The 26,417-nt window shown below is 72.3% G+C and carries 25 protein-coding genes and 2 pseudogenes; 12 read left to right on the top strand and 15 right to left on the bottom strand.

The features are described 5' to 3' along the window. Positions 1–103: 103 nt before the first annotated feature. Positions 104–1,369, bottom strand: a complete 1,266-nt coding sequence (locus tag ACIF83_RS11480) for a GAF domain-containing protein (protein ID WP_393473348.1) — start codon at positions 1,367–1,369, stop codon at positions 104–106. A gap of 320 nt (positions 1,370–1,689) precedes the next feature. Continuing rightward, positions 1,690–3,327, bottom strand: a complete 1,638-nt coding sequence (locus ACIF83_RS11475; RefSeq protein WP_399725744.1) for an acyl-CoA dehydrogenase family protein — start codon at positions 3,325–3,327, stop codon at positions 1,690–1,692. Between the two features lie 130 nt (positions 3,328–3,457). On the opposite strand from ACIF83_RS11475, the gene ACIF83_RS11470 reads away from it, so the two are divergent. Continuing rightward, positions 3,458–4,642: a YihY/virulence factor BrkB family protein gene (locus tag ACIF83_RS11470; protein ID WP_393473342.1), complete on the top strand. Its 1,185-nt coding sequence runs from the start codon at positions 3,458–3,460 to the stop codon at positions 4,640–4,642. 27 nt (positions 4,643–4,669) lie between these two features. Here the strand turns inward: ACIF83_RS11470 and ACIF83_RS11465 are convergent. Next, positions 4,670–5,582, bottom strand: a pseudogene (locus ACIF83_RS11465) (NAD(P)H-binding protein). A gap of 81 nt (positions 5,583–5,663) precedes the next feature. Here ACIF83_RS11465 and ACIF83_RS11460 point away from each other — a divergent pair. Together ACIF83_RS11460 and ACIF83_RS11455 are read left to right on the top strand one after the other, a co-directional pair. Then, a complete protein-coding gene (locus tag ACIF83_RS11460) occupies positions 5,664–6,635 on the top strand; it encodes an AraC family transcriptional regulator (protein ID WP_399725741.1) in 972 nt (323 codons plus the stop codon). A gap of 10 nt (positions 6,636–6,645) precedes the next feature. Continuing rightward, a pseudogene (locus ACIF83_RS11455) lies at positions 6,646–7,335 on the top strand (helix-turn-helix domain-containing protein); the annotation flags it as partial. On the opposite strand, the gene ACIF83_RS11450 reads toward ACIF83_RS11455, so the two are convergent. After that, on the bottom strand, positions 7,327–7,725 hold the full coding sequence (locus tag ACIF83_RS11450) for a VOC family protein (RefSeq protein WP_393474090.1): 399 nt from the start codon (positions 7,723–7,725) through the stop codon (positions 7,327–7,329). The pseudogene ACIF83_RS11455 and the gene ACIF83_RS11450 sit on opposite strands and share 9 nt — an antisense overlap. 176 nt (positions 7,726–7,901) lie before the next feature. On the opposite strand from ACIF83_RS11450, the gene ACIF83_RS11445 reads away from it, so the two are divergent. Then, positions 7,902–8,912, top strand: coding sequence for a hypothetical protein (locus ACIF83_RS11445; protein WP_399725738.1), 1,011 nt, complete (start codon positions 7,902–7,904; stop codon positions 8,910–8,912). Positions 8,913–8,918: 6 nt separating this feature from the next. Here ACIF83_RS11445 and ACIF83_RS11440 read toward each other — a convergent pair whose 3' ends face one another. Next, positions 8,919–9,437: a hypothetical protein gene (locus ACIF83_RS11440; protein ID WP_398138398.1), complete on the bottom strand. Its 519-nt coding sequence runs from the start codon at positions 9,435–9,437 to the stop codon at positions 8,919–8,921. Positions 9,438–9,564: 127 nt separating this feature from the next. Then, entirely contained in the window at positions 9,565–10,197 is a 633-nt protein-coding gene (locus tag ACIF83_RS11435) for a VOC family protein (protein WP_393473330.1), read from the bottom strand. A gap of 222 nt (positions 10,198–10,419) precedes the next feature. Here ACIF83_RS11435 and ACIF83_RS11430 point away from each other — a divergent pair, with 222 nt between their 5' ends. The 3 genes from ACIF83_RS11430 to ACIF83_RS11420 all read left to right on the top strand — a co-directional run bounded on the left by ACIF83_RS11430 (position 10,420) and on the right by ACIF83_RS11420 (position 12,356). Continuing rightward, positions 10,420–11,070, top strand: coding sequence for a ThuA domain-containing protein (locus ACIF83_RS11430; protein ID WP_399725734.1), 651 nt, complete (start codon positions 10,420–10,422; stop codon positions 11,068–11,070). 162 nt (positions 11,071–11,232) lie between these two features. Next, a complete protein-coding gene (locus tag ACIF83_RS11425) occupies positions 11,233–12,096 on the top strand; it encodes an oxaloacetate decarboxylase (protein ID WP_393473324.1) in 864 nt (287 codons plus the stop codon). Then, positions 12,093–12,356, top strand: a complete 264-nt coding sequence (locus tag ACIF83_RS11420) for a hypothetical protein (protein ID WP_393473322.1) — start codon at positions 12,093–12,095, stop codon at positions 12,354–12,356. The genes ACIF83_RS11425 and ACIF83_RS11420 overlap by 4 nt, the downstream gene beginning before the upstream one ends. 110 nt (positions 12,357–12,466) lie before the next feature. Here ACIF83_RS11420 and ACIF83_RS11415 read toward each other — a convergent pair whose 3' ends face one another. Continuing rightward, positions 12,467–13,315, bottom strand: a complete 849-nt coding sequence (locus ACIF83_RS11415; RefSeq protein ID WP_398138396.1) for an SDR family oxidoreductase — start codon at positions 13,313–13,315, stop codon at positions 12,467–12,469. Positions 13,316–13,417: 102 nt separating this feature from the next. Between ACIF83_RS11415 and ACIF83_RS11410 the strand changes: the two genes are divergently transcribed. Further along, positions 13,418–13,879 carry a MarR family winged helix-turn-helix transcriptional regulator gene (locus ACIF83_RS11410; protein WP_399725730.1) on the top strand — a complete coding sequence of 154 codons (462 nt, stop codon included), beginning with the start codon at positions 13,418–13,420 and terminating at the stop codon, positions 13,877–13,879. A 54-nt stretch (positions 13,880–13,933) separates the two neighbouring features. Here ACIF83_RS11410 and ACIF83_RS11405 read toward each other — a convergent pair whose 3' ends face one another. The 4 genes from ACIF83_RS11405 to ACIF83_RS11390 form a co-directional block, all read right to left on the bottom strand. Next, positions 13,934–14,137: a hypothetical protein gene (locus tag ACIF83_RS11405; protein ID WP_398138395.1), complete on the bottom strand. Its 204-nt coding sequence runs from the start codon at positions 14,135–14,137 to the stop codon at positions 13,934–13,936. A 30-nt stretch (positions 14,138–14,167) separates the two neighbouring features. After that, positions 14,168–15,232 (bottom strand): LacI family DNA-binding transcriptional regulator, encoded by a 1,065-nt coding sequence (locus ACIF83_RS11400; protein ID WP_399725727.1) that lies wholly within the window; start codon positions 15,230–15,232, stop codon positions 14,168–14,170. Between the two features lie 252 nt (positions 15,233–15,484). Then, positions 15,485–16,027, bottom strand: a complete 543-nt coding sequence (locus ACIF83_RS11395; protein WP_393473308.1) for a GNAT family N-acetyltransferase — start codon at positions 16,025–16,027, stop codon at positions 15,485–15,487. A gap of 171 nt (positions 16,028–16,198) precedes the next feature. Further along, the gene (locus tag ACIF83_RS11390; RefSeq protein WP_399725724.1) at positions 16,199–16,573 is read right to left on the bottom strand and encodes a VOC family protein; all 375 of its coding nucleotides are present in this window, start codon (positions 16,571–16,573) and stop codon (positions 16,199–16,201) included. A 283-nt stretch (positions 16,574–16,856) separates the two neighbouring features. Here ACIF83_RS11390 and ACIF83_RS11385 point away from each other — a divergent pair, with 283 nt between their 5' ends. Continuing rightward, positions 16,857–18,425: a carboxylesterase/lipase family protein gene (locus ACIF83_RS11385; RefSeq protein ID WP_399725721.1), complete on the top strand. Its 1,569-nt coding sequence runs from the start codon at positions 16,857–16,859 to the stop codon at positions 18,423–18,425. A 21-nt stretch (positions 18,426–18,446) separates the two neighbouring features. On the opposite strand, the gene ACIF83_RS11380 is transcribed toward ACIF83_RS11385, so the two are convergent. Both ACIF83_RS11380 and ACIF83_RS11375 read right to left on the bottom strand, forming a co-directional pair. Further along, a complete protein-coding gene (locus ACIF83_RS11380; RefSeq protein ID WP_399725718.1) occupies positions 18,447–19,334 on the bottom strand; it encodes an NmrA family NAD(P)-binding protein in 888 nt (295 codons plus the stop codon). After that, the gene (locus ACIF83_RS11375; protein ID WP_399725715.1) at positions 19,331–19,759 is read right to left on the bottom strand and encodes a nuclear transport factor 2 family protein; all 429 of its coding nucleotides are present in this window, start codon (positions 19,757–19,759) and stop codon (positions 19,331–19,333) included. The genes ACIF83_RS11380 and ACIF83_RS11375 overlap by 4 nt, the downstream gene beginning before the upstream one ends. A 105-nt stretch (positions 19,760–19,864) precedes the next feature. Here ACIF83_RS11375 and ACIF83_RS11370 point away from each other — a divergent pair, with 105 nt between their 5' ends. Continuing rightward, complete coding sequence (locus tag ACIF83_RS11370; RefSeq protein ID WP_399725712.1) at positions 19,865–20,485, top strand: TetR/AcrR family transcriptional regulator; 621 nt, start codon at positions 19,865–19,867, stop codon at positions 20,483–20,485. A gap of 73 nt (positions 20,486–20,558) precedes the next feature. Here the strand turns inward: ACIF83_RS11370 and ACIF83_RS11365 are convergent, their stop codons facing one another. Further along, positions 20,559–20,768: a hypothetical protein gene (locus tag ACIF83_RS11365; RefSeq protein WP_399725709.1), complete on the bottom strand. Its 210-nt coding sequence runs from the start codon at positions 20,766–20,768 to the stop codon at positions 20,559–20,561. A gap of 194 nt (positions 20,769–20,962) precedes the next feature. Here ACIF83_RS11365 and ACIF83_RS11360 point away from each other — a divergent pair, with 194 nt between their 5' ends. Continuing rightward, positions 20,963–23,683, top strand: coding sequence for a hypothetical protein (locus ACIF83_RS11360; protein ID WP_399725706.1), 2,721 nt, complete (start codon positions 20,963–20,965; stop codon positions 23,681–23,683). A gap of 51 nt (positions 23,684–23,734) precedes the next feature. On the opposite strand, the gene mmuM is transcribed toward ACIF83_RS11360, so the two are convergent. Then, the gene (mmuM, locus tag ACIF83_RS11355) at positions 23,735–24,658 is read right to left on the bottom strand and encodes a homocysteine S-methyltransferase (protein ID WP_399725703.1); all 924 of its coding nucleotides are present in this window, start codon (positions 24,656–24,658) and stop codon (positions 23,735–23,737) included. Between the two features lie 252 nt (positions 24,659–24,910). Between mmuM and argG the strand changes: the two genes are divergently transcribed. Next, positions 24,911–26,359, top strand: a complete 1,449-nt coding sequence (gene argG, locus ACIF83_RS11350; protein ID WP_393473285.1) for an argininosuccinate synthase — start codon at positions 24,911–24,913, stop codon at positions 26,357–26,359. Positions 26,360–26,417: the final 58 nt, after the last annotated feature.

The following is a 26,417-nucleotide window of genomic DNA, read 5'->3' as shown; positions in this document are numbered from 1 at the left end:
GGGAGGCCCGTAGGGGATGCTACGGCAGCGGCGGGCGCCACAGGGCCAAGACCCGCAAATATGCGGAAGATGCCCGCATCGAACCCACCTGTCACCCCTCGGGTCAGCCGGTGGTCCGGCGTCGTGCCACCGCCGGTGCCGTCGACCGGGGCAGCAGGTCACGGGGGTTGTCGGGCAGGACCACCTCGATCTCCGTGTTCTCGCAGAAACGATACGGCCGGTGTCGCAGAAGATCCCCTAGATAGCGGCGAATTCTGGACATTTCTGCTCTAACAGTCACTGTTCTGGATGAATCGCCGAACAGGTCTTCTGCCAGGCCCGCCGCGCCGCGTCCCGAGCGGTGTTCGGTGAGCAGGTAGAGCAACTCGGCGTGCCGGGGACTCAGTTCGCGGGACCAAGAGCCCATCGTCCGGGCCACGGTCACCGAGCTGCGGCCCGGCCGGCTCAGGTCCAGCAGGATCCGGGTGGTGCTGGACGGCAGCGGCTCCTCCGCCACCCGCAGCAGCCAGCCCCCGGCCAGCGGCTCCACCGCGCAGGTGCCGAGTGCGGCCAGCCACCGGTGGCCCGGCGTGAGGGACTTGGGCAGCGCCACGCGCCGCAGGTACGGCATCCCGGTCACGGCCGCCGTCCAGCCGTTCCCGTCCACCGCCAGCGCCCGCCCGTCCAGCCGGGCCAGCACCGGCGCCGCCACCGCGCGCAGCCGTTCCAGCGAGGCCAGGTGCAGCTCCCGCAGCCGGGCCTCGGCGAGTTTGGCCACCGAGTCCACCCAGGCCAGGGTCGCCGGATGCATGGTCTCCAGCGGGCCGCTCACGTCCACCACCCCGATGAGCCGGCCGTCCCTGGGGTCGGTGATCGGGGCGCCCGTACACGTCCAGGAGGCGTGCGAGCGGACGAAGTGCTCGGCGGCGAAGACCTGTACGGGCCGCCGTACGACCGCGGGGGTGCCCACGCCGTTGGTGCCGACGACGTCTTCCCGCCAGTCCGCGCCCAGTTCGAAGCCGAGTCCGTCGGCCTTGCGCAGCACCGGCGGGGATCCCTCCCGCCACAGGACACGTCCCTCGGCGTCGGCGACCACCATGATGTGCTGGGCTACGTCGGCGACCGAAAGCAGCCCCTGGCGCAGCACCGGAAGAATGTGCCTGAGCGGTGACTCCTCGCGTCTGCGCCGTACTTCGTCGGCGGGCAGCAGCCGGGATCTGGAGTCGTGGTCGGGGTCGACGCCGCTGCGCAGCATCCGTCCCCAGGACTGCTCGATCACCGGTCGGGGTGCGATCCGCGCACGTTGCCCGGCGAGCGTGGCCTCGCGCATCTCGCTCAGCACCCGTGCCGCCTGCGCCGCGTCCACGGCGGCCAGACGCGCCACGTTCATCGGCGGGTTCACCACTGGGGTCCTCCCGGAAAAGGCATCGAACACACTTGTCAAGCCGTCCGGGCGGCGGTTTCCGGTCCGACTCTTCCCCCATACTGCCGTCCGGCGCATGCCGGAGGCACAGAGTCCGCGCACAGTCACCAACAAGTTGCAACCCCTTGCAACCCTGGTGAATGGCACGAGGCTGGCTGAGACTTGACCCGGCGCCGCCTTCGGGCGGCGTTTTGTGGCCTTCAACGGGCCCAGTAGGCGGGGGTGGTGCCGTGTCGGCGCAGCACCACCCCCGTGCCGCACCCCCGCGAAGGCACAGGTCAGCGGGGTCAGAACAGCGGCCGGGCCCGCTCCACCACCGAGGCCTGGTCAAGGCCCTTCGGCAGGGTGCCGAAGGCCGCGCCCCGGTCACCGCCGAGCCGGGAGGCGCAGAACGCGTCGGCGACCTCCGGCGGTGCGTGCCGCACCAGGAGTGAACCCTGGAGCACCAGTGCGAGGCGCTCGACCAGTCGCCGGGCGCGGCCCTCGATGCCGTCCAGATCGGCGAGTTCGGTGAACAGGTCCTTCACCGCCCGGTCCAGCCGGTGGTCGGCGCCGTGCGCCCTGCCGATCTCCGTGAGACAGGCGTCCAGCGCGCCCGGCTCGCGCTGCAGCGCCCGCAGCACATCCAGCGCCTGAACGTTTCCGGCGCCCTCCCAGACGGAGTTCAGCGGCGACTCGCGCACCAGCCGGGGCAGCCCCGACTCCTCGACGTACCCGTTGCCGCCCAGGCACTCGGCGGCCTCCACCGCCACCGGCGCACAGCGCTTGGTGATCCAGTACTTGGCGGCCGGCACCGCGATCCGCAGGAAGGCCCGTTCCTGCTCGCCCCCGTCGTCGTAGGCGGCCGCGAGCCGGAGCGTGAGCGCGGTCGCGGCCTCGGACTCCAGCGCGAGGTCGGCCAGCACGTTGCGCATCAGCGGCTTGTCGATCAGCTTCCCGCCGAACGCCTCCCGGTGGGCGCAGTGGTGGACGGCCTGCGCCACCGCCTGCCGCATCAGGCCGGCCGAGCCGAGCGCGCAGTCCAGCCGGGTCGCGGCGACCATCTCGATGATGGTGCGCACCCCGCGCCCTTCCTCGCCGACCCGGCGCGCCCAGGTGTCGTCGAACTCGACCTCGGCGGAGGCGTTGGACCGGTTGCCCAGCTTGTCCTTGAGCCGCTGGATGAGGAACACGTTGCGGGTGCCGTCGGGGAGGACGCGCGGGACGAGGAAGCAGGTGAGCCCGCCGGGAGCCTGGGCCAGCACCAGAAAGCCGTCGGACATGGGCGCCGAGCAGAACCACTTGTGCCCGGTCAGGACGTACGTCCCTGCCTCGGCGAGCGGCCGGGCCTCGGTGGTGTTCGCCCGTACGTCGCTGCCGCCCTGCTTCTCGGTCATGCCCATGCCGAAGAGGGCGCCGGGCTTTTGCCCGGCGGGCCGCAGCTCACGGTCGTAGATCGTGGACGTCAGCCGCGGCTCCCACTCGGCGGCCAGCGCGGGGTCGGCCCGCAGTGCGGGCACGGCCGCGTGGGTCATGGACAGCGGGCAGCAGTTGCCCGCCTCGACCTGGGTCCAGACGAGGAACCCGGCCGCCCTGCGCACATGCCCGGCAGGCCGCGTCCAGGCTCCGGTCAGTCCCGCCCCGACCCCCTTGCCGAGCAGCCGGTGCCAGGCCGGATGGAACTCGACCTCGTCGACCCGGTGGCCGTACCGGTCGTGCGTGCGCAGCCGCGGCGGATGCTCGTTCGCCTGTACGCCCCACTCCTGCACCTGCGCCGAACCCGAGGCCCGGCCCAGTACGGACAGCTCGTCGCGCACCTCGCCCAGCACCTCGGGATCCGTGTGCCGCTCGACCGCTTCGACGAGGGCCCGATCGGCGCCGAAGACGTCGTATCCCACCAGCGGAGGGGGCTGGTTCGTCACGGTATGGGTGGAGTTGCCTGCCATGATTGCGAACCTACCCGGGATCGCGGCGATACTGGTCTCCAGAGTCGCACAGCACCGCCTGCGGGCGCGCCGGGCCCGTCACCTGCCCCGGAAGGTGAGGGCGGTCCCGTACGACGGATACCGTTAGGTCGTGCAGCCAGGAAGTGAAACCCCCGAGCGGCCCGCCGGCCGGCTCCACCGGGCCCGAGCCCTCTACCGGAACGTGTCCAAGCGCAGGACCGCCTGGCTGCTGCTCAAGGACACCGTCAACTCCTGCATGGAGTACCGCATCCTGGGCCTGGCGGCCGAGGCGGCGTTCTTCACGCTGCTGTCCGTGCCGCCCCTGCTGCTGAGCCTCATCGGCCTCCTCGGCTACGTCGACGCATGGACCGGCGCGGACACCATCCAGAGCCTGGAGAACAACCTCCTGGAGGCCTCCCGCACGGTCCTGTCCGACAAGGGCGTGAAGGAGATCGCCGAGCCGATCCTGCACGACGTGATGAGGGGCGGCCGGCCCGACGTCATCTCCATCGGCTTCCTGTTCGCCCTGTGGTCGGGCTCCCGCGCGGTGAACGTCTTCATCGACACGATCACCGTCATGTACGGCCTCGACGGCGTCCGCGGCATCGTCAAGACACGCATGATGTCCTTCCTGCTGTTCATCGTGGCGCTGCTGATCGGCTCGGTCGCGCTGCCGCTGATGGTGGCCGGGCCGGACGCGGTGGTGGGCGTCGTGCCCTGGTCGGAGACGGTCGTCCAGGTCCTGTACTGGCCGGTCGTCATCGTCCTGTCCATCGTCTTCCTGACGACCCTGTACCACGTGTCCGTGCCCGTCCGCTCCCCCTGGATCGAGGACGTCCCCGGCGCCCTGGTCGCCCTGGCCATGTGGGTCCTGGGCAGCTTCCTCCTGCGCATCTACCTCACCAGCACCATCGAGGGCGCCACGATCTACGGCTCCCTCGCCGCCTCGGTCGCCGTCCTCCTCTGGATCGGCGTGTCGGCCTTCGCCGTGCTCGTCGGTGCCGCGGTGAACGCCGCCATCGACCGGGTCTGGCCGGCCGCTGCCACGGCCGCGGCCCGCGCCGCCAACGAGCGGCTGCGTGAGGCGGAGGTCGTCGAGTACGTCGCCCGCGTCGCCGCCGCCCGGGAGGCCGACCCCGACGACCCCGACATGCCGTCCGAGTTCCCCGAACGCTGGTCCCGCTTCCTGCCCCCGGAGGACGTCACGGCCCGCCTGCGCACCCACGCGAAGAACCCCCACCACCACACCCACAAGAGCCACGAGGTGAAGGGCGCGAACGGAACGAACGGGAGCGCACCGCCGCACGCCGAGTGACGGGCGGACCGACAGCCTGCACCCGGGTCACGGCTTCCAGGTGCCCGCCGCCGCACTCTCCCGTACGACGTCGACGAAGTCCCGCGGCTCGCGGCCCAGGACCTGGCGTACGCCGTCCGACAGATGGGCGTTGCGGCCGTCGAGGAGGCTCTCGAAGAGGCCGACCAGGAAGTCCGCCTCCTCGGGCGGCACTCCGAAGCCGGCCAGTCGCTCGCCGTACTCCCGGGCCGGCACCGCCCGGTACGACAGCTGCCGCCCGGTCACCGCCGCGATCTCGGCGACCGCCTCGCCGAAGGTCAGCAGCCGTGGCCCGGAGACCTCCACCACCTGTCCGACGTACCGCTCGCCCTCGGTCAGTGCCGCCACGACCACGTCCGCGACGTCCCGCGCGTCGACGAACGGCTCCCGCACGGCCCCGGCCGGGAACACCGGCTCCCCGTACCCCCGCAGCTCCGCGACCAACGGGCCCTCGCTGAAGTCCTGCGCGAACCAGGCGGCCCGTACGACCGTCCAGTCCGCCCCCGACGCCCACAGCGCCTCCTCCGTGGGCCGCGCCCGTTCCCTAGGTCCTGCCGCCAGTCTCCCGCCCGCCCCGCGCCTGCTCCCTAGGCCCTGCCGCCAGTCTCCCGCCCGCCCCGTGCCGACAACAGCACCAGCCGTCACACCCCCAGACCGACGGCCTCGCGGGCCAGGCGCCCGACCGTCTGCGCCGCGTCCGGCGCCCCCCACGTCCGAGGGGTGGACAGGTAGACCGCGTCCGCGCCGCTCAGCACCTGCTCCCACGTCGACCGGTCTCGCCAGTCGAAACCCCGCGCCCGCGAGGCCGCCCGGACCGTCAGCCGGCCGTCCGCGCGGCCTCGGCGACCCGGCTGCCCGTACGACCGGACGCGCCGGTCACCACCACCGTCGAACCCTGTGTCCCACCCGTGTTCCGCATCATGTCCGCCAGTCAACTGCGGCCCCGGCCAAGGGGCCATCGCCGATCGGCTCACCCACATATGCGCGCGTCTACGCTGAGCCCATGGACGCTCCCCCACGCTCGAACATGCTCACGCGGGGGGACCCCCTCGCAGGCCTGCTGGACGGCCCCCGCGCGCACGGCGCCTTCATGATCCGCGCGTGCTTCGAGCCGCCCTGGGCGGTCCGCGTGGAGGACCGCGCCCCACTGACGGTGATGCTCATGGCGCGCGGCGAGGCCTGGGTCACCCCCGACGGCGGCGAGCAGGTCCGGCTGCGCCCCGGCGACCTGGCCATCGCACGCGGGCCCGACCCGTACACCTGCGCCGACACCCCCGGCACCGCCCCGCAGGCGCTGATCCTGCCCGGCGGCGAGTGCCGCTACCCCGACGGCAGCGCCCTGAAGGGCTCCATGGACCTCGGCGTGCGCACCTGGGGCGACCGCCCGGACGCCCCGACCGTGATGCTGATCGGCACCTACCTGATGCAGGGCGAGATCAGCGGCCGCCTGCTGGACGCCCTGCCCCCGCTGCTCACTCTCCCCGCCGAGGTGTGGCAGTGCCCGCTCACCCCGCTGCTCATGGAGGAGATCGTCCGCGACGAACCCGGCCAGGAGGTGGTCCTGGACCGCCTGCTCGACCTGCTGGTCATCAGCTCGCTGCGGGCCTGGTTCTCCCGCCCCGAGGCGGCTGCACCCGCCTGGTACCAGGCCCTCGGCGACCCGGTCGTCGGCCGCGCCCTGCGCCTGATCCAGGACGACCCGGCCCACCCCTGGACGGTGTCCTCGCTCGCCGCCAAGGCCGGGGTGTCCCGCGCGGCCCTGGCCCGCCGCTTCACCGAGCTGGTGGGCGAACCCCCGATGGCCTACCTCACCGCCTGGCGCCTCGCCCTGGCCGCCGACCGGCTCCGCGACACCGAGGACACCCTCGCCGCCGTCGCCCGCCGGGTCGGCTACGGCAGCGCCTTCGCCCTGTCCAGCGCCTTCAAGCGGGTGTACGGGGTCAGCCCCCAGGAGCACCGGACCCGGGCGGCGTAGCCTGGCGTACGTGTACGAGGAGCGGCCGTCCCGACTGACCGGCGCGGTGGTGTGGCAGCGCACCCCGGAGCACCTGGAGGACCTGAAGGGTGTCCGCCCGGTACTGCCCGACGGCTGCATGGACCTGCTGTTCAGCGAGGGCCGGCTGCTGGTCGCCGGACCCGACACCCGCCCGTACGTCCCCGGGGGCCCGCCCCGTGCCTGGGCGGGCATCCGTTTCTTCCCCGGCACCGCGCCCGCCCTGCTCGGCGTACCGGCCCACGAACTGCGCGACGCCCGCGTCGAGTTGACGGAGCTGTGGCCGGCCGCCCGGGTACGACGGCTGCGCGACCGTATCGAGGCGGCGCCCGACCCGGTGACGGCCCTGGAGGACATCGCCCTGGACCGGGCCGCACGGGCGCCGGCCCCCGACCCGCTCCTGCGCCGCCTGGTGGAGTGCCTGGACGCGGGCCGCCCGGTGGCGGCGACGGCCGGCGAACTCGGCATCGGAGCCCGCCAGTTGCACCGCCGCTGCCTGACCGCGTTCGGCTACGGCCCCAAGACCCTGGCCCGCGTCCTGCGCCTGCAGCGCGCCTTGTCCCTCGCCCGCTCCGGCGTCCCGTACGCCGAGACGGCGGCCCGCGCCGGATACGCGGACCAACCCCATCTCGCCCGGGACGTACGCCAGTTGGCGGGCATGCCGCTCGGGGAGCTACTCGGCGTCCAGCGGCGCGAACAGGTCGACGCCGTTGCCGTCGGGGTCGTGCACGGTGGCGTACCGCTGCCCCCAGAAGGCGTCCCACGGCTTCAGCTCCCCGTGGTACCCGGCGCCCACGAGATCCTCGTACACGGAGTCGACCTCGGCCGGCGAGCCGCACCGGAAGGCGAGCCCGACCCGGCCCCCGCCGGCGGGCGGCCGCCAACCGGAGTGGAACGAGCGGACGGTCTGCTCGGTGTCCAGCGCGAGCACAAGACCACCGGGCAGCTCGGCCTCGACATGCGGCTGGTCCTCGGCCCCTTCGGGGAAGACCAGCCCGAGGCGACGGTAGAACGCGAGCGAGGCGGCCAGGTCGGAGGCCACCACGCCGATCACGGCGAATCGTGGAGTCATGGGCTCACCGTAGGCAGGAGCCGGGGGCCCGGTCTTGAAGGAATCGGACACGGCGGCAGCGGCGGATAAGCGGTTGCACCCGCCTCTCACGGCCGGAATGATCCATCCGTTCGATCGTGGGGGAGTGGCTGTTGGCCGACGTGTTCGTGTGTGATCACTGCGGTACGGAATTGACCGTGCCCGTGTCGAGGGTGGCGCTTCCCGTGCGGGCCCGGCACCACTTCGGGCACGAGATGCTCCCCGCGCTGATGGAGTCGGGAACGTACGCCGTCGACCCGGAGCCCCGGGGAGGGCCCTGGATTCCCTGGGACGAGGTGGGCGAGGAGGGGGCGGCGGCCCTGGGGGTGTTCGCCCCGGTGTACTCCCTCTTCTCCGGGCCGCCGGGCGCGGTCGTGGTCGCGCCGGGCGACGTCCGGGGCACCGTGCCGATCCCGGGCCATGACGGCTACTGCATGGGCCTTGACGGCAGAGACGGCCCCAACCTGGCCTGCGAGGAGTGCGACCGGCCGGTGGCGACCCGGATGGACGACTGCTCGATCTGGCAGGCGGTGTGGCTGAACCCCAGCGCCGTACGCCGCGTTCCGGGTCCCGCTCCCCGGATCACCGACTGGGGGACCGTGGTCGAGGAGGGACACGGCGCGCCGCCCGTCGAGCAGCCCGGGTATTGGAGCCCGCAGTGGGAGGCGGCCGCCGGTGTGGCCCTGGCCCATCTGCTGGTGGCTTCGGCCGGCGCCCGTGTGGCCCTGCCCGGCGGACTCGTCACGGACATGTTCGGCCGGGCACTCGACGCCCTGCTCCCGCCCGGGCGGCCGACCCGCACGCTGGCCCTGACCGGCCCGGGCCTGCCCGTGTCAGGCGCGTCGGACGTGGACATCGCCCTCGTCCCGGTGCACCCGCAGACCGGCGAGGCGTGGCAGCCGCCCGGCAACCCGGCGATCGTACCGCTGCCCACCGACGTGTGGCTGGGCCTGGCCTTCCCCGAGGACCTGCCCCGCCTGCCGGTGACCGGCGGACTGCCCTGCGGCGTCGAGCGCGACGACCCGCTTCCCCTGCGCCCGGGGTGGACGTTCCGGCCCGACCGCCATCTGTTCCTGTACACGCTGGCCAGACTGCCCGCCGTACGTGAGCCGTGGCTGCGCAGGCTCTACCTCCAGCTGCAGAACCCCACGAAGTTCCGCGTGTCCTAGCCCGTCTCAGTCACCAGGAGAATTCCGGTGCCGCAATGCGACACGGGCCAGCCGCTCCGCCTGTTCGGCACGGGACATGACGCGTGCCTTCCTGCGGGGCCACCACGTCAGCTCCACCAGGAAGAACAGCACGAAGAGCCACGACACCCATGCCTCCCGAGTCGATCCGGAGAAGGTGTCGATCAGCGCGAGAGCCACCGCCAGCCCGGTGAGGACCAGGGCCACCCAGAGGAGGAGGCGATCGTGTTCGCGTGCTGTCCGCAGGCCGTTGCAGTAGTCGACGACGGCAGGCGCCAGCCGGGCATCACCGATGTCCTCACCGCGGCGGGCGGCGCGCACCACTGCCGCCCGATCCGCGGGATCCAGGTCCTCGGCGCCGGGCCAGACCCGGCCCATCCGTCGGGCCACCCTGATCCCGTAGAAGGGTCCGAGCACGAGAACCGCCGCGGCTGCGCCCACCCATGATTCCGACTCGGCCAGCACGAACGCGCCGAAGAAGACACCGGCCGAAAGTCCGATGATCAACGCCCTGCGAACCGGACCGCCTCGCCACACCCAGCCAGGGAGGACCATAACCACCCCCCGATGCTGGCAGCCGTCGGTGTGGCGAGCAATCACCCCCGACCCACGACACGCAGGGCATCCCGGGCTGTCAGCCGAAGGTCACCGGCCCTTCCGGCGTCTCAACGGTGAAGGAGATCTTGAACGGCCCCTCGTGGAGGGTGAGTTCGGTGCCCAGCGCCGACAGCAGGGGCCGGAACTCCTCCGGCTCGGGCACGGTGGCCCGCACCTCCAGCAGCGGGGTGACGGGCAGTCCGGAGGCCGCCGGATGCACCGACTCACCCCAGTCGATGAGGAACGGCACCAGCCCGGAGGGGTGCCCGCTGCCGCTGTCGGTCAGCCGCCACTGCAGCAGGGTGCCGTCGGGAGTGCGACGGCTCATCGGGTGGACGGGCCCGGGGTCGTATCCCCGCTCACGGGCGGCCGCGATCGCCGCCTCCAGATCGGGCGGGCTGATCGCCCAGGTCACCGTGGCCGGCCCGGCCAGCCGGTCGACCCCGAACGGCCGCAGCTCCACCGGCTCCGGCTGCTCCGGATCCGGCCCGATGATCTCCAGGTAACTCCGGCCGCCCAACCCGACCAGGTAGTTCCGCGTACCCAGCTCGACATGCACCCCACCGGGGGCGGGCGTCACCCCGGTCCGCGACGCGAACTCGGCCACGGTCGTGGCCAGATCGGGCGTGGCGAGAACGAGATGGTCCAACAGCGGAGGAATGGGCTTCATTCCGGGGGAGGGTACGGGAACGACACCCCTGTGCGGAACACCTGAGCGGCACGATCGCTCGTGCGCTGAGTGCCTGTGGTCGGGACCGATGCGCTCGACGAGCCGCAGCAGGGCTGCCCGGGCGAGGTCGTACGCCCTGTCGTCCTGGAGGTCGGAAACCCACGTGCAGCATGATGGACACGGAGCGTGACTCGAGTCCCGTGAACATCGAGACTCGACCCCATGACGACTCGGCTGCTGATCTGCACCCGCACGACCGACTACCGCCACGACTCCATCCCGGACGCCGTCAACGCCCTACGCGCACTGGGGGAGTTCGCTGTCGAGCACACGGAGAACCCCACGGATCTGGAGCGCCCGCTGGACGAATTCGGGGCCGTCGTCTTCCTCTCCACCAGCGGTGACGTGTTGACGCCCGCCGGGCGCGAACGGCTCAGCGGATACGTCGAGTCGGGCGGCGGCTTCGTAGGGGTGCACGCGGCCGCGTGCACCGAGTACGGGTGGCCGTACTACGGCGAACTCCTCGGCGCCCGCTTCGAGAGGCATCCGGAGTATCAACCCGGGAAGGCCGTGGTGGAGGACCCGGGGCATCCCGCGACAAGGCGGCTGCCGGCTGTCTGGGAGTTCACGGACGAGTGGTACGACTTCCGGTCCAGTCCGCGAAGGCGGGTGCGGGTGCTGCTGCGGGCGGACGAGACGTCGTACGAGGGTGGCGGGATGGGAGCCGACCATCCGCTGGCCTGGTGCCGCCGTCAGGGGGACGGGCGGGTGTTCTACACGGCCCTCGGACACGCCGCCGAGGCCTATCGGGACGAGGCCTTCCTGACCCACCTGAGCGGCGGTATCGCCTGGGCAGGACGGCTCTGCGAGTGACGTTTCTGCGGTGAACCTGCTCCGCCATTGGGGTGAGTAAAGCTGGCCTATTGGATGGGTCACGTGCATATCTAGAGATGCTCTTGTCTTGGCAAAGGGCGTCGAGACGCGGTGACCCGACCCCCGGGTCCCGCGTCACCCACCCACCGGAGGAGCCGGACCTTGACTTACGGGACAAAGCTGCGCGAGCGGATCGCCGGGCCCGGGACCACACCGCTGATCGGCGTGTACGACATGTACTCGGCCTCGATCGCGGCCAACCACTACGACGGCATGTTCGTCTCGGGCTTCGGCTTCGCGGCGTCGTACTACGGACTGCCGGACATCGGATTCATCGCGTGGCCGGACATGGTCGCGTTCGTCCAGCGACTGCGGGGCGCGTTCCCGCACCACCATCTGCTGGTGGACATCGACGACGGGTACGTCGACCCCGAGGTCGCCTGTCATGTGGTGGAAGGACTGGAACGGATCGGTGCCTCCGGGGTGATCCTCGAGGACCAGAAGCGGCCCCGCCGCTGCGGGCACGCCGACGGCAAGCAGGTGCTGCCGCTGGACGAGTACCTGGAGAAGCTGGACAAGGTTCTGGCCACCCGTCAGGACCTCGTGGTCGTCGCCCGCACGGATGCCACCGACGAGCACGACATCCTGCACCGGGCCGAGCGGCTCGCCGCGACCGACGCCGACGTGGTGCTGGTCGACGGAGTGCGCAGCGTCGAGTGGATCAAGCGCATCCGCGAGGTCGTCGGGGGCAAGCCGCTGCTGTTCAACCAGATCGCCGGCGGCAAGTCGCCCCGGCTGTCGCTGACCGAGCTGTCCGACCTCGGGGTCGACGTCGCGATCTACAGCACCCCCTGCCTGTTCGCCGCGCACGAGGCGATGGACTCGGCGCTCGGCGAGCTGAAGGCGGCGGACGGGCGGTTGCCGCAGGTGGACCCGGCCGGCGGGGTCGGTGTGAAGGCGTCGACCACGCTGCTGGAACGGAACATCGCCCGCGAGCGGCTGCAGCCCGAGGGCGTGGGCGTGTGACGGGTGGCGCCGGACCCCGGCTCGGGGCGGCCACGGTGATCGCGGCGGCGCTCCTCGCAACCGGTGCCGCGCCCGCGGTGGCCAACGGAAGCAGTCTGATCACCGTCATCGACAACTCGCAGGCCGACTCGATCCTGGAGGTCGACCGGACGGCCAACGTGCAGACCGGAAAGGGCACCGCGGGCAGCGACCACGACGGCAGCGCGGTGGACGCCATCCAGGCCCTCCTCGGCGACTTGGAGCGGGACGACGAGGACTGAGACAGACCGATCGCAAAGGGCCGGGCACCCCGTGCGGAGGATGTCCGGCCCTTTTCTGCGGGGGATGCCCGGCCCGTTCCCCCTCCCTCCGCCGTGCTGGGGCGGGTGGGTCAGGCGACCCAGCCGTCGGTCATGCCGAGGACCGCGGAGCCGTCCAGGTCGGTGAGCTTGGTGCCGACGAAGCCGCGGGCCCAGTCGGAGGTCTGGAGGCGGAAGGCGGGCTCGTCCGCGGTCAGAGCCTCGATCACCGACTCGGCGGCGCCCTCGGCGGTCTGCGCGCCGTCGAGGAACTGCGAGATCGTGCGGTTCAGGTAGGCGTTCAGCTGAGGCGCGTACGCCCCGGCGGCGGCTACGGCCCCTTCCAGGTCGACGCCGACGTTGGCGACGAATTCGGTGGCGACGGCGCCGGGCTCGATCACGGAGACGGACACGCCGTGCGCCGCGGCCACGGGGGCCAGGCTCTCCATGTACCCCTCGACGGCGAACTTGGCCGCGCAGTAGGCCTCGTTGAAGGGCTGTCCGATGACGCCGCCGACGCTGGTCACGGTGATCAGACGGCCGCCGGTGGCGCGCAGGTGGGGCATGGCCGCCTTCGAGACGTTGAGCACGCCGAAGAAGTTGACCTCCATGACCTTGCGGACCTCGGCCACGGACTCGTTCTCCAGGGTGCCGAGGTGTCCGGCGCCCGCGTTGTTGACGACGGCGTCCAGGTGGCCGTGGTCGGCGAGCACGCCATCGATCGCTGACGCGATCGAGGCCTCGTCGGTGACGTCGAGCCGGCGGATGTCGACCTGCACGCCCGCCTCGGCGGCGGCCTTGCGCAGGGCGTCGGAGCGGCCGAGGTCGCGCATGGTGGCGACCGTCGTCCAGCCGGCGCGTGCGGCGGAGACGGCGGCGGCGAGGCCGATGCCGGAGGAGGTGCCGGTGATGAGGACGACCTTGGGGGAGTGGGAAGACATGGGGGTGGCCTTTCGGGGCACGGAATCTCGGCGCATTTGAGTGCGTGTACACACACCATAATGGACTTACGTGCGTGTACACGCAACCGGTAAGCTGACGACATGCCGAAGAAGAAGCTCGCGCAGGCGGAGATGCCGGTGGCGGACCACGCCTTCTACGGGCTGGTCTGGGCCGGGACCGTCCTGACGGACCGCGTGGACCGCGCCCTGAGCAAGGCGCACGATCTTCCGGTCTCCTGGTTCGAGGTTCTGCTCTGGCTGGCCTCCAGCCCCGACCCCGTTCCGGCCTCCGTCCTGGGCAACAGCACCATGCTCAGCCGCAGCCAGGTCTCGCGCGTCGTCGACGCCCTCCAGAGCCGCGGTCTCGTCGCCCGTACCCCCTCGGCCCGCGACGCCCGCTCCGTCGAGGTCTCGCTCACCCCCGAGGGTCATCGGCTCTTCGAGGCGGCCGACGCGACCCGCCGCGAGTGCCTCGCCCCCGTCTTCACGGACCTCCTGGACGAGGGCGACCTGCAAGCGCTCAGCAGTGTGTGGCAGAAGCTCAAGGCCAACAAGGACGCCTAGACGAGTGATTCCGGTGTCTTCACCGATCGCCTACGACCACGGAAGGCGGCGGACTCACTCATCCAGGTCCGGGCGGCCGTTCTCGTCGAGTCCGACGTCCTCCTCGGGGTCGTGTTCGCCGTCGCCGGGCGCGACCACGGTGGTGCGGTGCTGTGCGGGGGCGAGGGTGCGGCCGGCGGCCTGGGCGGTGCCGTAGGCGGTGACCAGAGCGACGGCGGCCGCGGCGAGGGCCGCCGCGGTGCGCGTGGTGGGATTCATGCCCGGTGAACAACCCGGGGTTCGGGGTGGTCACCGCGATGCGGCCGAACGGGCGGCGGGAGGCGCGGCCGTACTCGCCCGCCGCACCAGCCGGGTCGACAGTTCCGTCCGTGTCCCCTCCGGGCGCTCCCCCTGCATCATCCGCACCAGCAGCCGCAACGCGGTCGCCGCCATCTCCGCGAGGGGCTGGCGGACGGTGGTGAGCGCCGGGGTGACCCAGCGGGCCTCCGGCAGGTCGTCGAAGCCGACCACGCTGACGTCGTCCGGCACCCTCAGTCCTCGCTCGGCCAGTGCGGTGTACACGCCGAACGCCATCCGGTCGGAGCACACGAACACCGCCGTCGGCGGCTGCGGCAGGTCCAGGAGTTCGTGCATGCGCAGGCGGGCGGTCGGCTCCTCGAACCCGGCGTGCCGCACGTACTCGGCGCGGTGTCGTACCCCGGCCGAGGCGAGGGCCGAGCGGTAGCCCGCCACCCGGGCGCTGCTGCACATCCTGCGCCGCGGGCCGGCGATCACCGCGATCCGCTCGTGTCCGAGGGCCAGCAGATGTTCGGTCGCGCTCACCCCGCCCTGCCAGTTGGCGGCCCCCACCGACATCACTCCGGCCGGCGGCTCGTGCACGGGATCGATCATCACGAACGGGATGCGGTGGTGGTCCAGCCAGGCGTACCGGGCCGGGGACAGCTCCGCCAGGTTGAACAGCACGCCCGAGGAACCGCGCGCGGTCAGCTTGTCCAGCCAGTCGCGCTCGGGGCGGTCGCCCCGGGTGCGGTTCAGGCCCGCCGAGACCACCACCTCGAGGCCCGCCTCGTACGCCGCCTCCTCGACTCCGTGCAGTACGGCACCCGTCCAGGAACTGTCGAGCGCGTGCACCACCAGGTCCACCAGGGCCGGGGTCTTCGTCGCGTCGAAACGGGGTCTGCGCACGTACCCGAGCCGGTCGAGCGCCTCGGTGACCCGGCGCCGAGTCTCCGGAGCCACATCTTCCCGTCCGTTGACGACCTTCGAAGCGGTCGGCACCGACACCCCCGCCTCGCGGGCGACCACCGCCAGCGTCGGCCCGGCCGCCACGCTCGCACTCACCGCACGGACCATAGGGAACCCGCCTCTCCGACCCGCCCTTGGGCCACCGAAAGTTGCGACCAACGCTGCTTCCGTAGCCTGCTCGCCGAGCATGGAGAAAGCGCTTCCTACGATAGATGCGCGTCAACACGGCGTGAAGACATGGGAATTCGCGGGATGGCGGACGGGGGACTTTCGAAACTTCGAACAGGGCGGGAAGGTCGTGGCGTCACGATGCGCGTGTCGACGTGCGGACGGCATGCGCTGCCCACACCCGGACAGGCTCTAGCCCTTCGGGTCCGGCTTCCAGTCCTGGGCGAGGAGCCCGAGCAGGACCTCGTCCAGGAACTCGCCCAACACCCAGGCCGAGGAGCGCAGCACGCCCTCGCGGACGAAGCCGTTGCGCTCGGCGGAGCGCAGCATCGCGGCGTTGTCCGACAGCGTCTCGATCTGCAGCCGCTGCAGGCCGCGCACGACGAAACCGTAGTGGCACAGCACCGCGACCACGTCGGTGCCGTAGCCCTTGCCGCGGGAGGACGGCAGCAGCCCCAGCCCGATGTGCGCGGACCGGTTGTGGTTGTCGATGCCCCACAGCGTCGCGGTGCCGACCAGCGTGCCGCCCTCCAGCTCCACCACGGAGAACGGGACGCTTCCCTGATTCTTGTCGTCCACCACGAGCCGCGGATCGTTCGAGCCCGGCGTGATCGGCCGCCACGGCCCGCCTTCGGCCCGCGAGGAGTTGACCACGTCGTCGTAGAGCTCGGTGTGCAGGATCGGGATGTCGTCCTCGTGCCGGGCCCTGAGCCCGACCTTGCTGCCTCTTAGCATGCAAACTTCCTATACGGCCGGACCGGACGGCGGCAAACCAATATGCGGTCGCCTCAGTTGGCACCGGCCCTGTCGCTGGGCTGCACCTGGCTGATCGAACCCGGGGCCGAAGTCCCCGCCCGACGGCCGATCCTGACGCCGTGCCCCAGTGACTGCGGTGGGCCGGTGGACTCAGTGGAGGCAGAGGCAGAACGGATGGCCGGCCGGGTCCGCGTACACCCGCCAGTTGGCCTCCGGGCGGAGCTGGTCCGTCCGCTCCAGCACGGTCGCGCCGAGGGCGAGCGCCCGCTTCTCCTCCCCGTCGAGGTCGTCCACGTCGAAGTCCAGGTGGAGCTGTTGCGGGCGCTCCTGACCGGGCCATTCGGGCGCTCGGTAGCCGTCCACCCGCTGGCAGGCCAGCGGCGTCCCCTCGAACCCGTGCACCTCGACCCAGTCGGAATCCTCCGGATCCGCGACCACCCGCCCGCCGAGCAGTTCCGCGTAGAACTCCGCGAGCCGTACCGGATCGGCGCAGTCCAGCGCGACCGCCTGCAGCTTTCGAATCACTTCCGACACCCCTCGCTCTTCAGCCGCTTCCGCGACGCCCCCGTACGGGAGGGGTCGTACCCGCCGCTGCGGCGGGCATGCATGTGGCCCCCGAGGGCGGAGGCGGGGACCACGGCTCCGCCTCCGGCGGACACGACCGGCTCGGCTTCGGCACCCTCATGTACGCCAAATGGACCGACGTAGCCCGAACGGCCCAGCGTGGGGTCTGTGCACCGGAATACATCCGGGGGATGTGGTGCTCTGATGTAAACGGTGCACGAGCACGGCGAAGGGCTGGTGGGCGATGACGGCAGACCGGACGGCCCCCGTCGTCACCACGCCCCACGGGGCCGTACGCGGCCGGTTCGAGCACGGCGTCGCGGTGTTCCGGGGCATCCCGTACGCCGCCCCGCCCTTCGGCCCCCGGCGGTTCCGGCCGCCCGAGCCGCCCGAGCCCTGGGCCGGGACACGCGATGCCGGAGCCTTCGGGCCGACGGCGCCGAAACCCCCGTACTCCGAGGCCTTCGCCCAGTACCTGTCGGACCCCGTCATCCCCGGCGACGACTGCCTCAACCTCAACGTGTGGACCCCCGAGCCGGGCCCCGGCGCTCGACTCCCGGTCCTGGTATGGCTGCACGGCGGCGCCCTGACCAGGGGATCCTCGGCCGTGCCCGTCTACGACGGGCGCACCTTCGCCCGCGACGGAGTCGTCTGTGTCTCGGTCAACTACCGGCTGGGAGTCGAGGGCTACGGACTGTTCCCGGACGCGCCGCCCAACCCCGGCCTGCGCGACCAGCTCGCCGCCCTGCGGTGGGTGCACGAGAGCATCGCGGCCTTCGGCGGCGACCCCGGCAACGTGACCCTCTGCGGACAGTCGGCCGGCGCCATCAGCGTCGGAGCCCTGATCGCCGCACCTCAGGCCCAAGGTCTGATACGCCGTGCGGTCCTGCAGAGCGGGCCGCCGGAAGCCTCGGAACGCGACAAGGTACGGCGCATGGTGCGCCGCATGGCCGCCCGGCTGAAGGTCCCCGCCACCGCCGAGGCCTTCGCCACCGTCGACCGCGACCTGCTGCTGCGCACCCAGGCCGAGGTGGGGCGGCTGAGCAGCCCCGTCCTGGGCGGCCCGGCCTTCGGCATCGTCGTCGACGGCGACCTGGTGCCCGGCGATCCGCTCCAGGCCCTCGTCGACGGCGAGGCCGCCCGGGGCATCGATCTCCTCATGGGCTGGACCCGGGACGAGTACCGGCTGTGGCTGGTGCCCGGCGGACTCCTGGAGCGCGTCGACCGGCTCGGCCCCGTCGCCCTGGCCGGTGCCATGGCCCGCTGCCACGTCGGCCACGAGGTCCCGCGCGGCTACCGCACCCTGCACCCCGACGCCGGTACCTCCGAGATCGTCGGCCAGATGGTCACCGACCACCTGCTGCGGGGCCCGCTGCACCGGCTGGCCGACGCCCGCCCCGGCACCTCGTACCTCTACGAGTTCGCCTGGCCGTCCCGCCTCCCCGGCCTCGCCGCCTGCCACGCCCTGGAACTCGGGTTCGTCTTCGACACCGGCGACGTCCCGGAGTCCGCCAGGCTGGCCGGCGAGGGAGCCCCGTCGGAGCTGAGCGCCGCGATGCACGCGGCCTGGGTACGGTTCGCCGCGACCGGGGACCCGGGCTGGCAGCCCTGGGACGCCTCCCATCCGGTACGGATCTTCGACGACGGTGTCCCGCACACCGCGTACGGTCCCCGGGATCCGGAACTCGCCCTCTGGGCGGCCGCCGCCAAGGTCCCGGAACCGGCCTCACCCTCCGACGGCCGGGCCGCCGGAGCCGAACTCGCCTCAGCGGTACGGCGGTTGCGCCGATCGGTGGGGGCGCGGCGCCGCTGAGACGTACACGATCGTCCTCGCCTACCGGGTCGGACAGACGTCCGGGGCCGGCCGAAGCCGGGTTCCGTCCCCTGCCAACTCGCGTTCGGCCACCGCCCGGAAGCTGTACGGCGGGCGGCCGGTGAGGCGCTGGACGGTCTCGGTGGTCCGGTCCTCGGCTCCCTGGGCGATGGCACGTTCCAGGCCGGCCAGCATGGTGGCGAACTCCAGCGGCATGGACACGGCCAGACGGTCACGCATCTGGTCGTACGTCAGGTGCCGGTGGGTCACCGAGCGGCCGGTGACCTCTGTGAGGACGCGGGCGACGTCGTCGTGGCTGAGCGCCTCCGGACCGGTCAGGATCAGGTCGGCATCGGGCGCGCGGCCGTCGGTCAGAGCACGGACCGCTACGGCGGCGATGTCGTCTGCGTCGACGAAGCCGACCCGGCCGGTGCCGGCCGCGGTCAGGATGACCCCGTCCGCACGGATGCTGTGGGCGTGGGCGTGCGTGCCGGTGAAGTTCTGCATGAACCAGGAGGGCCGCAGTACCGCCCACTGGTCGAACAGACCGGGCAGGGCCCGGTGCACCACTCCCACTCCCGGGCCGCCCTCGGGGATGGCCGACGAGCTGAGGAGTACGGCGCGGCGTACGCCTACGGTGCGGGCCCGGCGGAGGAAGGGCAGCATGACCGCGGCCGGGTCCGGGTCACCGACCGGCGGGACGAGGTAGACGCGTTCGGCTCCGGTGAGGGCGTCGCCGAAGGTCGTGGAGTCGTACCAGTCGAAGCGGACCGGTTCCGCGCCCGCGATCCGGGCGGCCCGACGGCTCGCGGCCCTGACGGGTTGGCCGGCGGTGATCAGCCCGGCGACGGTTCGGCTGCCGGTGGTGCCGGTCGCTCCGATGACCAGGGTGGTGCCCGTGACGGTCATCGGGCACCGCTGCCGGTGAAGTCCAGGCCGGGCTGCTGGACGGCGAGGGGGTTCCAGTAGTCCCGGTAGGAGGTGAACCGCCCGTCCTGGACGGACACGACGGCGATGTAGGTCATGTCGAAGGGACTCCCCGTCCCGACCAGGCGGCCCACACCGCACATCTCCACCACGATCGTCTCCGGCCTGGTGGTCCGGTGGATCCGCAGATCGGGGAAGCCGTGCAGGTCGATGTGGTCGGGGTAGTCGCGCATGTAGGCGGCGACGGCCTCTCGGCCCTCCAGCCGTGCGGGCCAACCCGGGGGTGCGAAGGGGAACTCCATGACGCCGTCCTCCGCCCACAGGCCGACCCAGGCGGGGATGTCCTTGGCGAGGAGCAGGCGCAGGCTGTGGCGGTAGAGCACGTCCGTTGAGGTGTGTGTGGGCAAGGGATCCTCCGTCCCGTACGATACGGACCCGTGGTCCGTTTTGGATGATACGGACCGCGGGTCCGGATCGCAAGGGAGGGGCCACGTGACCAAGGGAGGAGCCGCATGACCGAGCGCAGACCGCGCAAGGACGCGACGCGCAACCGGGCTGCCGTCTTCGCCGCCGCCGACACACTCTTCGCTCAGTGCCAGAGCCCGGAGAGCGTCACCATGGCCGACATCGCAGCCGCGGCCGGCGTCGGCAAGGCAACCCTCTTCCGCGCCTTCGGGGATCGCACCGGGCTGATCCGCGCGCTCTACGAGGCACGGCTCGAACCGGTCAGGAACGCGGTCGAAGAGGGCCCGCCGCCCCTGGGGCCCGCAACCCCGCCACTGGTGCGCGTGCCGGCACTGCTCGACGCCGTCCTGTGCTTCAAGCTCGACAACCGCCACCTCGCACTGGCCCTGGAGCAGACCGGCGCGGCCAGCCCCTACCGGGCCGAACACTACGAACGCTGGCACGCCCTGCTCCGTGACCTGCTGGAGCAGATCCCGTCGGCCGGCTCCGGCTCCGGCTCCGGCTCCGCCGACTTCACCGCCCACGCGCTGCTCGCCGCCACCCGGGCCGATCTGGTCGCCCACCTGGCCGGTGAGAGGGCCGCGCCCCGCGAAGAACTGCGCGAGCAACTGGCGCACTTCACCGCCTCGGTCCTCGGTACCCGTCATGCGGGCGGCACACCCGGCTGAGGAGGGATCACGCGGGCCGCCCGGCACCCCAGACACCGCCGACGCGGACACCCCGGCCCGCGCCGCCGGGGGTTCAACGGGTCAGTTCCTTGCGCAGCGCGGCCAGTACGTCCCGCACGGAGTGCAGCAGGAGGACGAGGACGCGGTGGGCGGCGTTGCGCCGGTGCCGGTGGTGGGACCAGACGGCCGGGACGATCACACCGGCGAACAGCAGCAGGAACATGATGAGGAACAGCGTGCCGAACGGGGTGAGGAACTCGGCGGACCGGACGACGACAGCCATGGGTAGTCCCGGATCGAGGATGGGCAGGTACGGAAGCCGCGTGCGGCGGCAGGCATGAAGGTGTCCGTCCAGCGGGGCGTTCCGCGACCGTCTGCGCACCTTGGACGGCGGGGCCCGCGAAGTGCCTGTTCAGCGCCATAGACTTCCGGGGCGTCCAGTCCTGTCCACGGGGCGGTCGAACGCTGGGGGAGCGGGTGGCGAACGGAACACGCGAGGGGAGCGTGGAGGAGTCCTTCCGGGCACACCTGCGCCGGCTCGGGGAGTTGTACCGGATCCGGCTGGGCGCGAGCCCGAGCCTGTCGGTGCTGGCACGGGCGGCCGGGGTGAGCTCGAAGTCGACGGTCAGCGCGTGGCTGGACGGCGCCCGGATGCCCAAGGACGTGGAGCATCTGCTCGGCGTGGTCCGGAAGTTGCGCGAGCGGGCGAGCACCCTCGGGGAGACGCTTCCTGCTGTGGACCAGGACCTGCTGGCACCGGACCGGTGGCGTGAGCGCTACGCGGAGCTGGCGGGCGTACGGAACCACGCCCTGGGGCTGGCGGTGCAGAGGGCACAGGCCGCCCGAGCCCTCGAACGGCACGACGCGGAAACCCGCCGCGCGGCGCTGCCGGACCTGCCCCGGCCGGTCGCCGACTGGCATCCCGGCGGCCTCGGAGTGCACCCCGCCGTACCCGGCACCGTGGGCGCTCCCGGCGGCACGACCCCCGCGGCGGCGATGGACTTCGTCCTGCCCGCCTATGTCCTGCGCGACCACGACCGACCCTTGAGACACCGGCTGAACGAGGCGGCACTCGGGCAGGAAGCGGCCCTCGTGCTCGTTCTGGGCGAGTCCTGCACCGGCAAGACACGGACGGCGTTCGAGGCGGTACGCGACTGCCTGCCGGACTGGGACCTGGTCTTCCCGAAGGACTCCGACAGCCTGCTCGGCCTGCTCGACGCCGGCATGGCAGGGCCACGGACCGTGCTGTGGCTGGACGAAGGGCAGAACTTCCTCGCCCGGGAGCGGGGCGAGGAGGCCGCCGCACAGCTGCGCAGACTCCTGGAGCAGCCACAGCCGGTCGTCGTGCTGATGACCATGTGGCGTGAGCACCACCGTTCGCTGACCGCCCAGCCTGACGCCCACGGCAAGGACCCGCACCCGCAGGCGCGGGCACTGCTCACGCAGGCGATCGGCTTCCGGGTTCCTGCGGCCTTCTCGCCCGACGCCCTGCGCGGCATCAGCGGCACGCGCGATCCCTCCCTGGCCGTGGCGAGCCTCGCGAGCCGGGACGGCACCCTCACCCAGACGCTGGCGGCGGGACCGCAGCTCGTCGAGTACTACGAGGCCGCCGACGGCTCACCGGCCTGCTACGGCAAGGCGGTTCTCACGGCGGCGATGGACGCGCGGCGCCTGGGCCACGGTCCCGCACTCCCGGACGGCCTCCTGGAGGCGGCCGCGCCGGCGTATCTCGGTGAGACGCAGCGCGCCGGTGCCGGCCCCGACTGGTTCGCAGGGGCCCTGGACCACGGACGGCAGAGGATCAAGGGGGTCGTGGCTCCCTTGGGCGAGGTGGCCGCGGCCGGCGGGATGGGCGCGCGGCCGGGGCAGCGCAGACTGGCCGACTACCTGGACCAGTACGGTCGTCTCGCGAGGTCGTACGTCTGTCCCGGCGCGCCTTTCTGGGAGGCGGCCGAGCGGTTCGCGGCCGACGCCGCCGACCTGCACGAGCTGGCGGAATCCGCCCGCCGCAGAGGACGGTACGGCGTCGCCGACACTCTCTTCCGGCGGGCGGCCGAGCGTGGGCACGCCCGCGCGTGGGCCGAGATGGCGAGCCTGCGGGAGACCCGCGGATGCCGGGAGGAGGCCGTCGAGCTGATCTGGAAGGGGCATGACGCGGGTGACGCCACCGCACTGCTCGATCTCGTCAGCTGGTACGAGGAGGACGGCGACGACGAGGCGGCGCGACGGCTCCTTCCGGAGATCATCGGGACCGGCCATCCGGAGGCCCTGCTCTTCGTCGCGGAAGGCAAGGAACTCGCCGACAGCGACGGCGAGGTGGAGCGGCTGGCCAAGGCCGCGGCCGAACTCGGCGGGGCCGCGGCGCTGACCTTCCTGGGGCGCCGTCGCATGCTCGCCGGAGAACTGGGCGCGGCGGAGCGGTACTTCCGCACGGCCATCGCCGCCGGAGACCACGCTGCCGCGTTCGAACTGGCCCGTATGCGGCTGGTGCACGAAGACGACGTGCCCGGTGCCGTCGGGGCGGCGCATCAGGCGGCCGAGCTCGGCGACTACTTCACCTTGGGGATCATGGCCCAGCTCGTGATGAGCGTCGACGCCGCGGAGGGGGAACGCATGGCTCGCAAAGCCTCGGCTCTGGGTGGCCTGAGCCCGGCACGGATGGTGAACCTGTCGTCCTGGGAGTACATGGGCCGATGGCAGGGCCTGGCCGTGCTCGCGGACCGCGCCGAGGCGACGGACGGGGCCGGAGCGGGAGAGGCGATCCTGCGGGCGGCGGCCGACGAGGGAGACCTGCACGCCGTGGCGTGGCTGGCGCAGCGGCACCGGGACCTCGGTGATCCGGCCGAGGCGGAGCGCCTCTACGAGCACGCCGCCGAGGGCGGTCACGCCCCGGCGTTGGTGTCGCTCGCCCGCATCCGACGGGCGGCCGGCCACCTCACCGAGGCCGAACGCCTCTGCCGGGTGGCGGTGGACGCGGGGGAACCGAGTGCCGTGGGGGAACTCGCCCAGACGTGGGAGGCCGCGGGCATGGCGGAGCGCGCGGGCAGTCTCATGGTGCACGGGCTGGACGCGGACGGTGAGCCGGCCCGGCCATGGCTGCCGAGCCGACCGGACCACGACCCGTCACTGGGCATGCACGCGGTCAAGGGCTGGATCGAGATCCGGCACGGACGGTCGGTCCAGCCTGACGAGTCCTGACCGGGCGCCCTGCGCTGAGGCCGCCCCGGTGCACGTACCGGCCCGCCCGCCCTACGCGGTGAGCGCTCCGGCGATCCCCGCGATCGCCTCCGGCCCCACCCGGCAGCACCCCCCGATCAGCCGGGCCCCCGCATCCCGCCACCCCTTCACCTGCTCGGCGCCGAACGTGGTCCGCCCCTTCCAGGCGCGTGCCTCCGCGTCCCACGTCTCCCCGCTGTTGGGATAGACGACGACCGGCTTGCCGGTGACCCGGGCCGCGGTCCCGGCGGCGTACTCCACATCCTCCGGGGCGCAGCAGTTCACGCCGACCGCGATCACCTCGTCGACGTCGGCGGCCAGGGCGAAGGCCTCCTCCAGGGGCTGCCCGGCCCGGGTGCGCCGACCGTCGACGGTGTACGAGAGCCAGGCCGGCACCCCGAGTCCCCGCAGCGCCCGCAGCAGCGCCGTCGCCTCGTCGGTGTCCGGGATCGTCTCCAGCGCCAGCACGTCCGGAGCGGCGGCGGCCAGTACTTCCAGGCGCGGCCGATGGAAGGTCTCCAGCTCGTCCACGCTCAGCCCGTACCGCCCCCGGTACTCGGAGCCGTCCGCGAGCATCGCCCCGTACGGGCCGACCGACGCGGCCACCCACAGCGGCCGTGCGACCCCGGCGTCCCGTGCCTTCCGTACCGCGTCCCGGGCCAGCTCCACGCTCAGCCCGAGCAGCCGGGCCGCCTCCGCGTGGTCGATCCCACGCTTGGCGAAACCCTCGAAGGTGGCCTGGTAGCCGGCGGTGATCGCTACGTTCGCGCCCGCCGTGAAGTAGGCGAGGTGCGCCTCGGTGACCGCCTCGGGCCGCTCGGCCAGCAGGCGGGCCGACCACAGCTCGTCGCTCAGGTCGTGCCCCGCGGACTCGAGCTGGTTGGACATGCCGCCGTCGAGCACGACCGTCCCGGCGGCGAGGGCTTCGACGAGGCTGGGGGAGGTGTTGCTGCTCATGGCATGACGCTAGTCGATGGGGTCGCGGGATCCGGATTGTGTCCACGCACCCCCGAACCGTCATGACTGCCCAGCCCCCCACTGAGGCACCGAGGCCACCGAGGCCACCGAGCCCGAGGCCGCCGCCCGGCTGGTTCGGCCGGCGCGCGGCACCCGCGAGCAGTCCCGCCCGGTCGGCCCGGTCCGCGACCTGCTGCCACTTCCTGAGCTGCAGACGTTGCATGAAAATGCGAGATGCTGCATAGTCTTGCTATGTCCAAGGTCCTCACCTCCCTCCCCACCGGCGAGCGCGTCGGTATCGCCTTCTCCGGCGGGCTCGACACCTCGGTCGCCGTCGCCTGGATGCGCGACAAGGGCGCCGTCCCGTGCACCTACACCGCCGACATCGGCCAGTACGACGAACTCGACATCGAGTCGGTGCCGGGCCGCGCCTTCGCGTACGGCGCCGAGATCGCCCGGCTCGTGGACTGCCGTGCCGCGCTGGTCGAGGAAGGGCTCGCGGCGCTCGCCTGTGGCGCGTTCCACATCCGGTCGGGCGGGCGCCCGTACTTCAACACCACGCCTCTGGGACGTGCCGTGACGGGCACGCTGCTGGTGCGGGCGATGCTCGAGGACGGGGTGCAGATCTGGGGCGACGGCTCCACCTTCAAGGGCAACGACATCGAGCGGTTCTACCGCTACGGGCTGCTCGCCAACCCGCACCTGCGGATCTACAAGCCCTGGCTGGACGCGGACTTCGTCACGGAGCTGGGCGGCCGCAAGGAGATGTCGGAGTGGCTGCTCGCGCACGGGCTGCCGTACCGGGACTCGACGGAGAAGGCGTACTCCACGGACGCCAACATCTGGGGCGCCACGCACGAGGCCAAGACCCTGGAGCACCTCGACACCGGCATCGAGACCGTCGACCCGATCATGGGCGTACGGTTCTGGGACCCGTCGGTGGAGATCGCCACCGAGGACGTGACGGTCGGCTTCGACCAGGGCCGCCCGGTCACCATCAACGGCAAGGAGTTCGCCACGCCGGTCGACCTCGTCATGGAGGCCAACGCGATCGGCGGCCGGCACGGGCTCGGCATGTCCGACCAGATCGAGAACCGGATCATCGAGGCGAAGAGCCGCGGCATCTACGAGGCGCCCGGCATGGCGCTGCTGCACATCGTCTACGAGCGCCTGGTCAACGCGATCCACAACGAGGACACCGTCGCCGCGTACCACAACGAGGGCCGGCGGCTGGGCCGGCTGCTCTACGAGGGCCGCTGGCTGGACCCGCAGGCGCTGATGGTGCGCGAGTCGCTGCAGCGCTGGGTCGGCGCGGCGATCACCGGCGAGGTGACCCTGCGGCTGCGGCGCGGCGAGGACTACTCGGTCCTCGACACCCGGGGCCCGGCGCTCAGCTACCACCCGGACAAGCTCTCCATGGAGCGGACCGAGGACTCGGCGTTCGGCCCGGTGGACCGGATCGGCCAGCTCACCATGCGAAACCTGGACATCGCCGACTCCCGCGCGCGGCTGGAGCAGTACGCGACCCTGGGCCTGGTCGGCACCGACCACCCGGCCCCGATCGGCGCGGCCCAGGCGGCCTCGACCGGTCTGATCGGCGCCATGGACCAGGGCGGCGCCGAGGCGATCGCCTCGCGCGGCGAGGCCGCGGACGAGGAGACGATGCTGGACCGCGCCGCGATGGAGTCCGGCACGGACTGAGCCCGCGGGCACATACGCGCTCAGGCGGCGGGCCCCGGCGGATTCTGTTCTGCCGGGG

It is taken from the genome of Streptomyces sp. NPDC085866, from assembly GCF_044541035.1.
Taxonomy (GTDB): domain Bacteria; phylum Actinomycetota; class Actinomycetes; order Streptomycetales; family Streptomycetaceae; genus Streptomyces.
The sequence above is the reverse complement of the archived record's forward strand: the minus strand, read 5'-3'. Positions and strand labels throughout refer to the sequence as shown.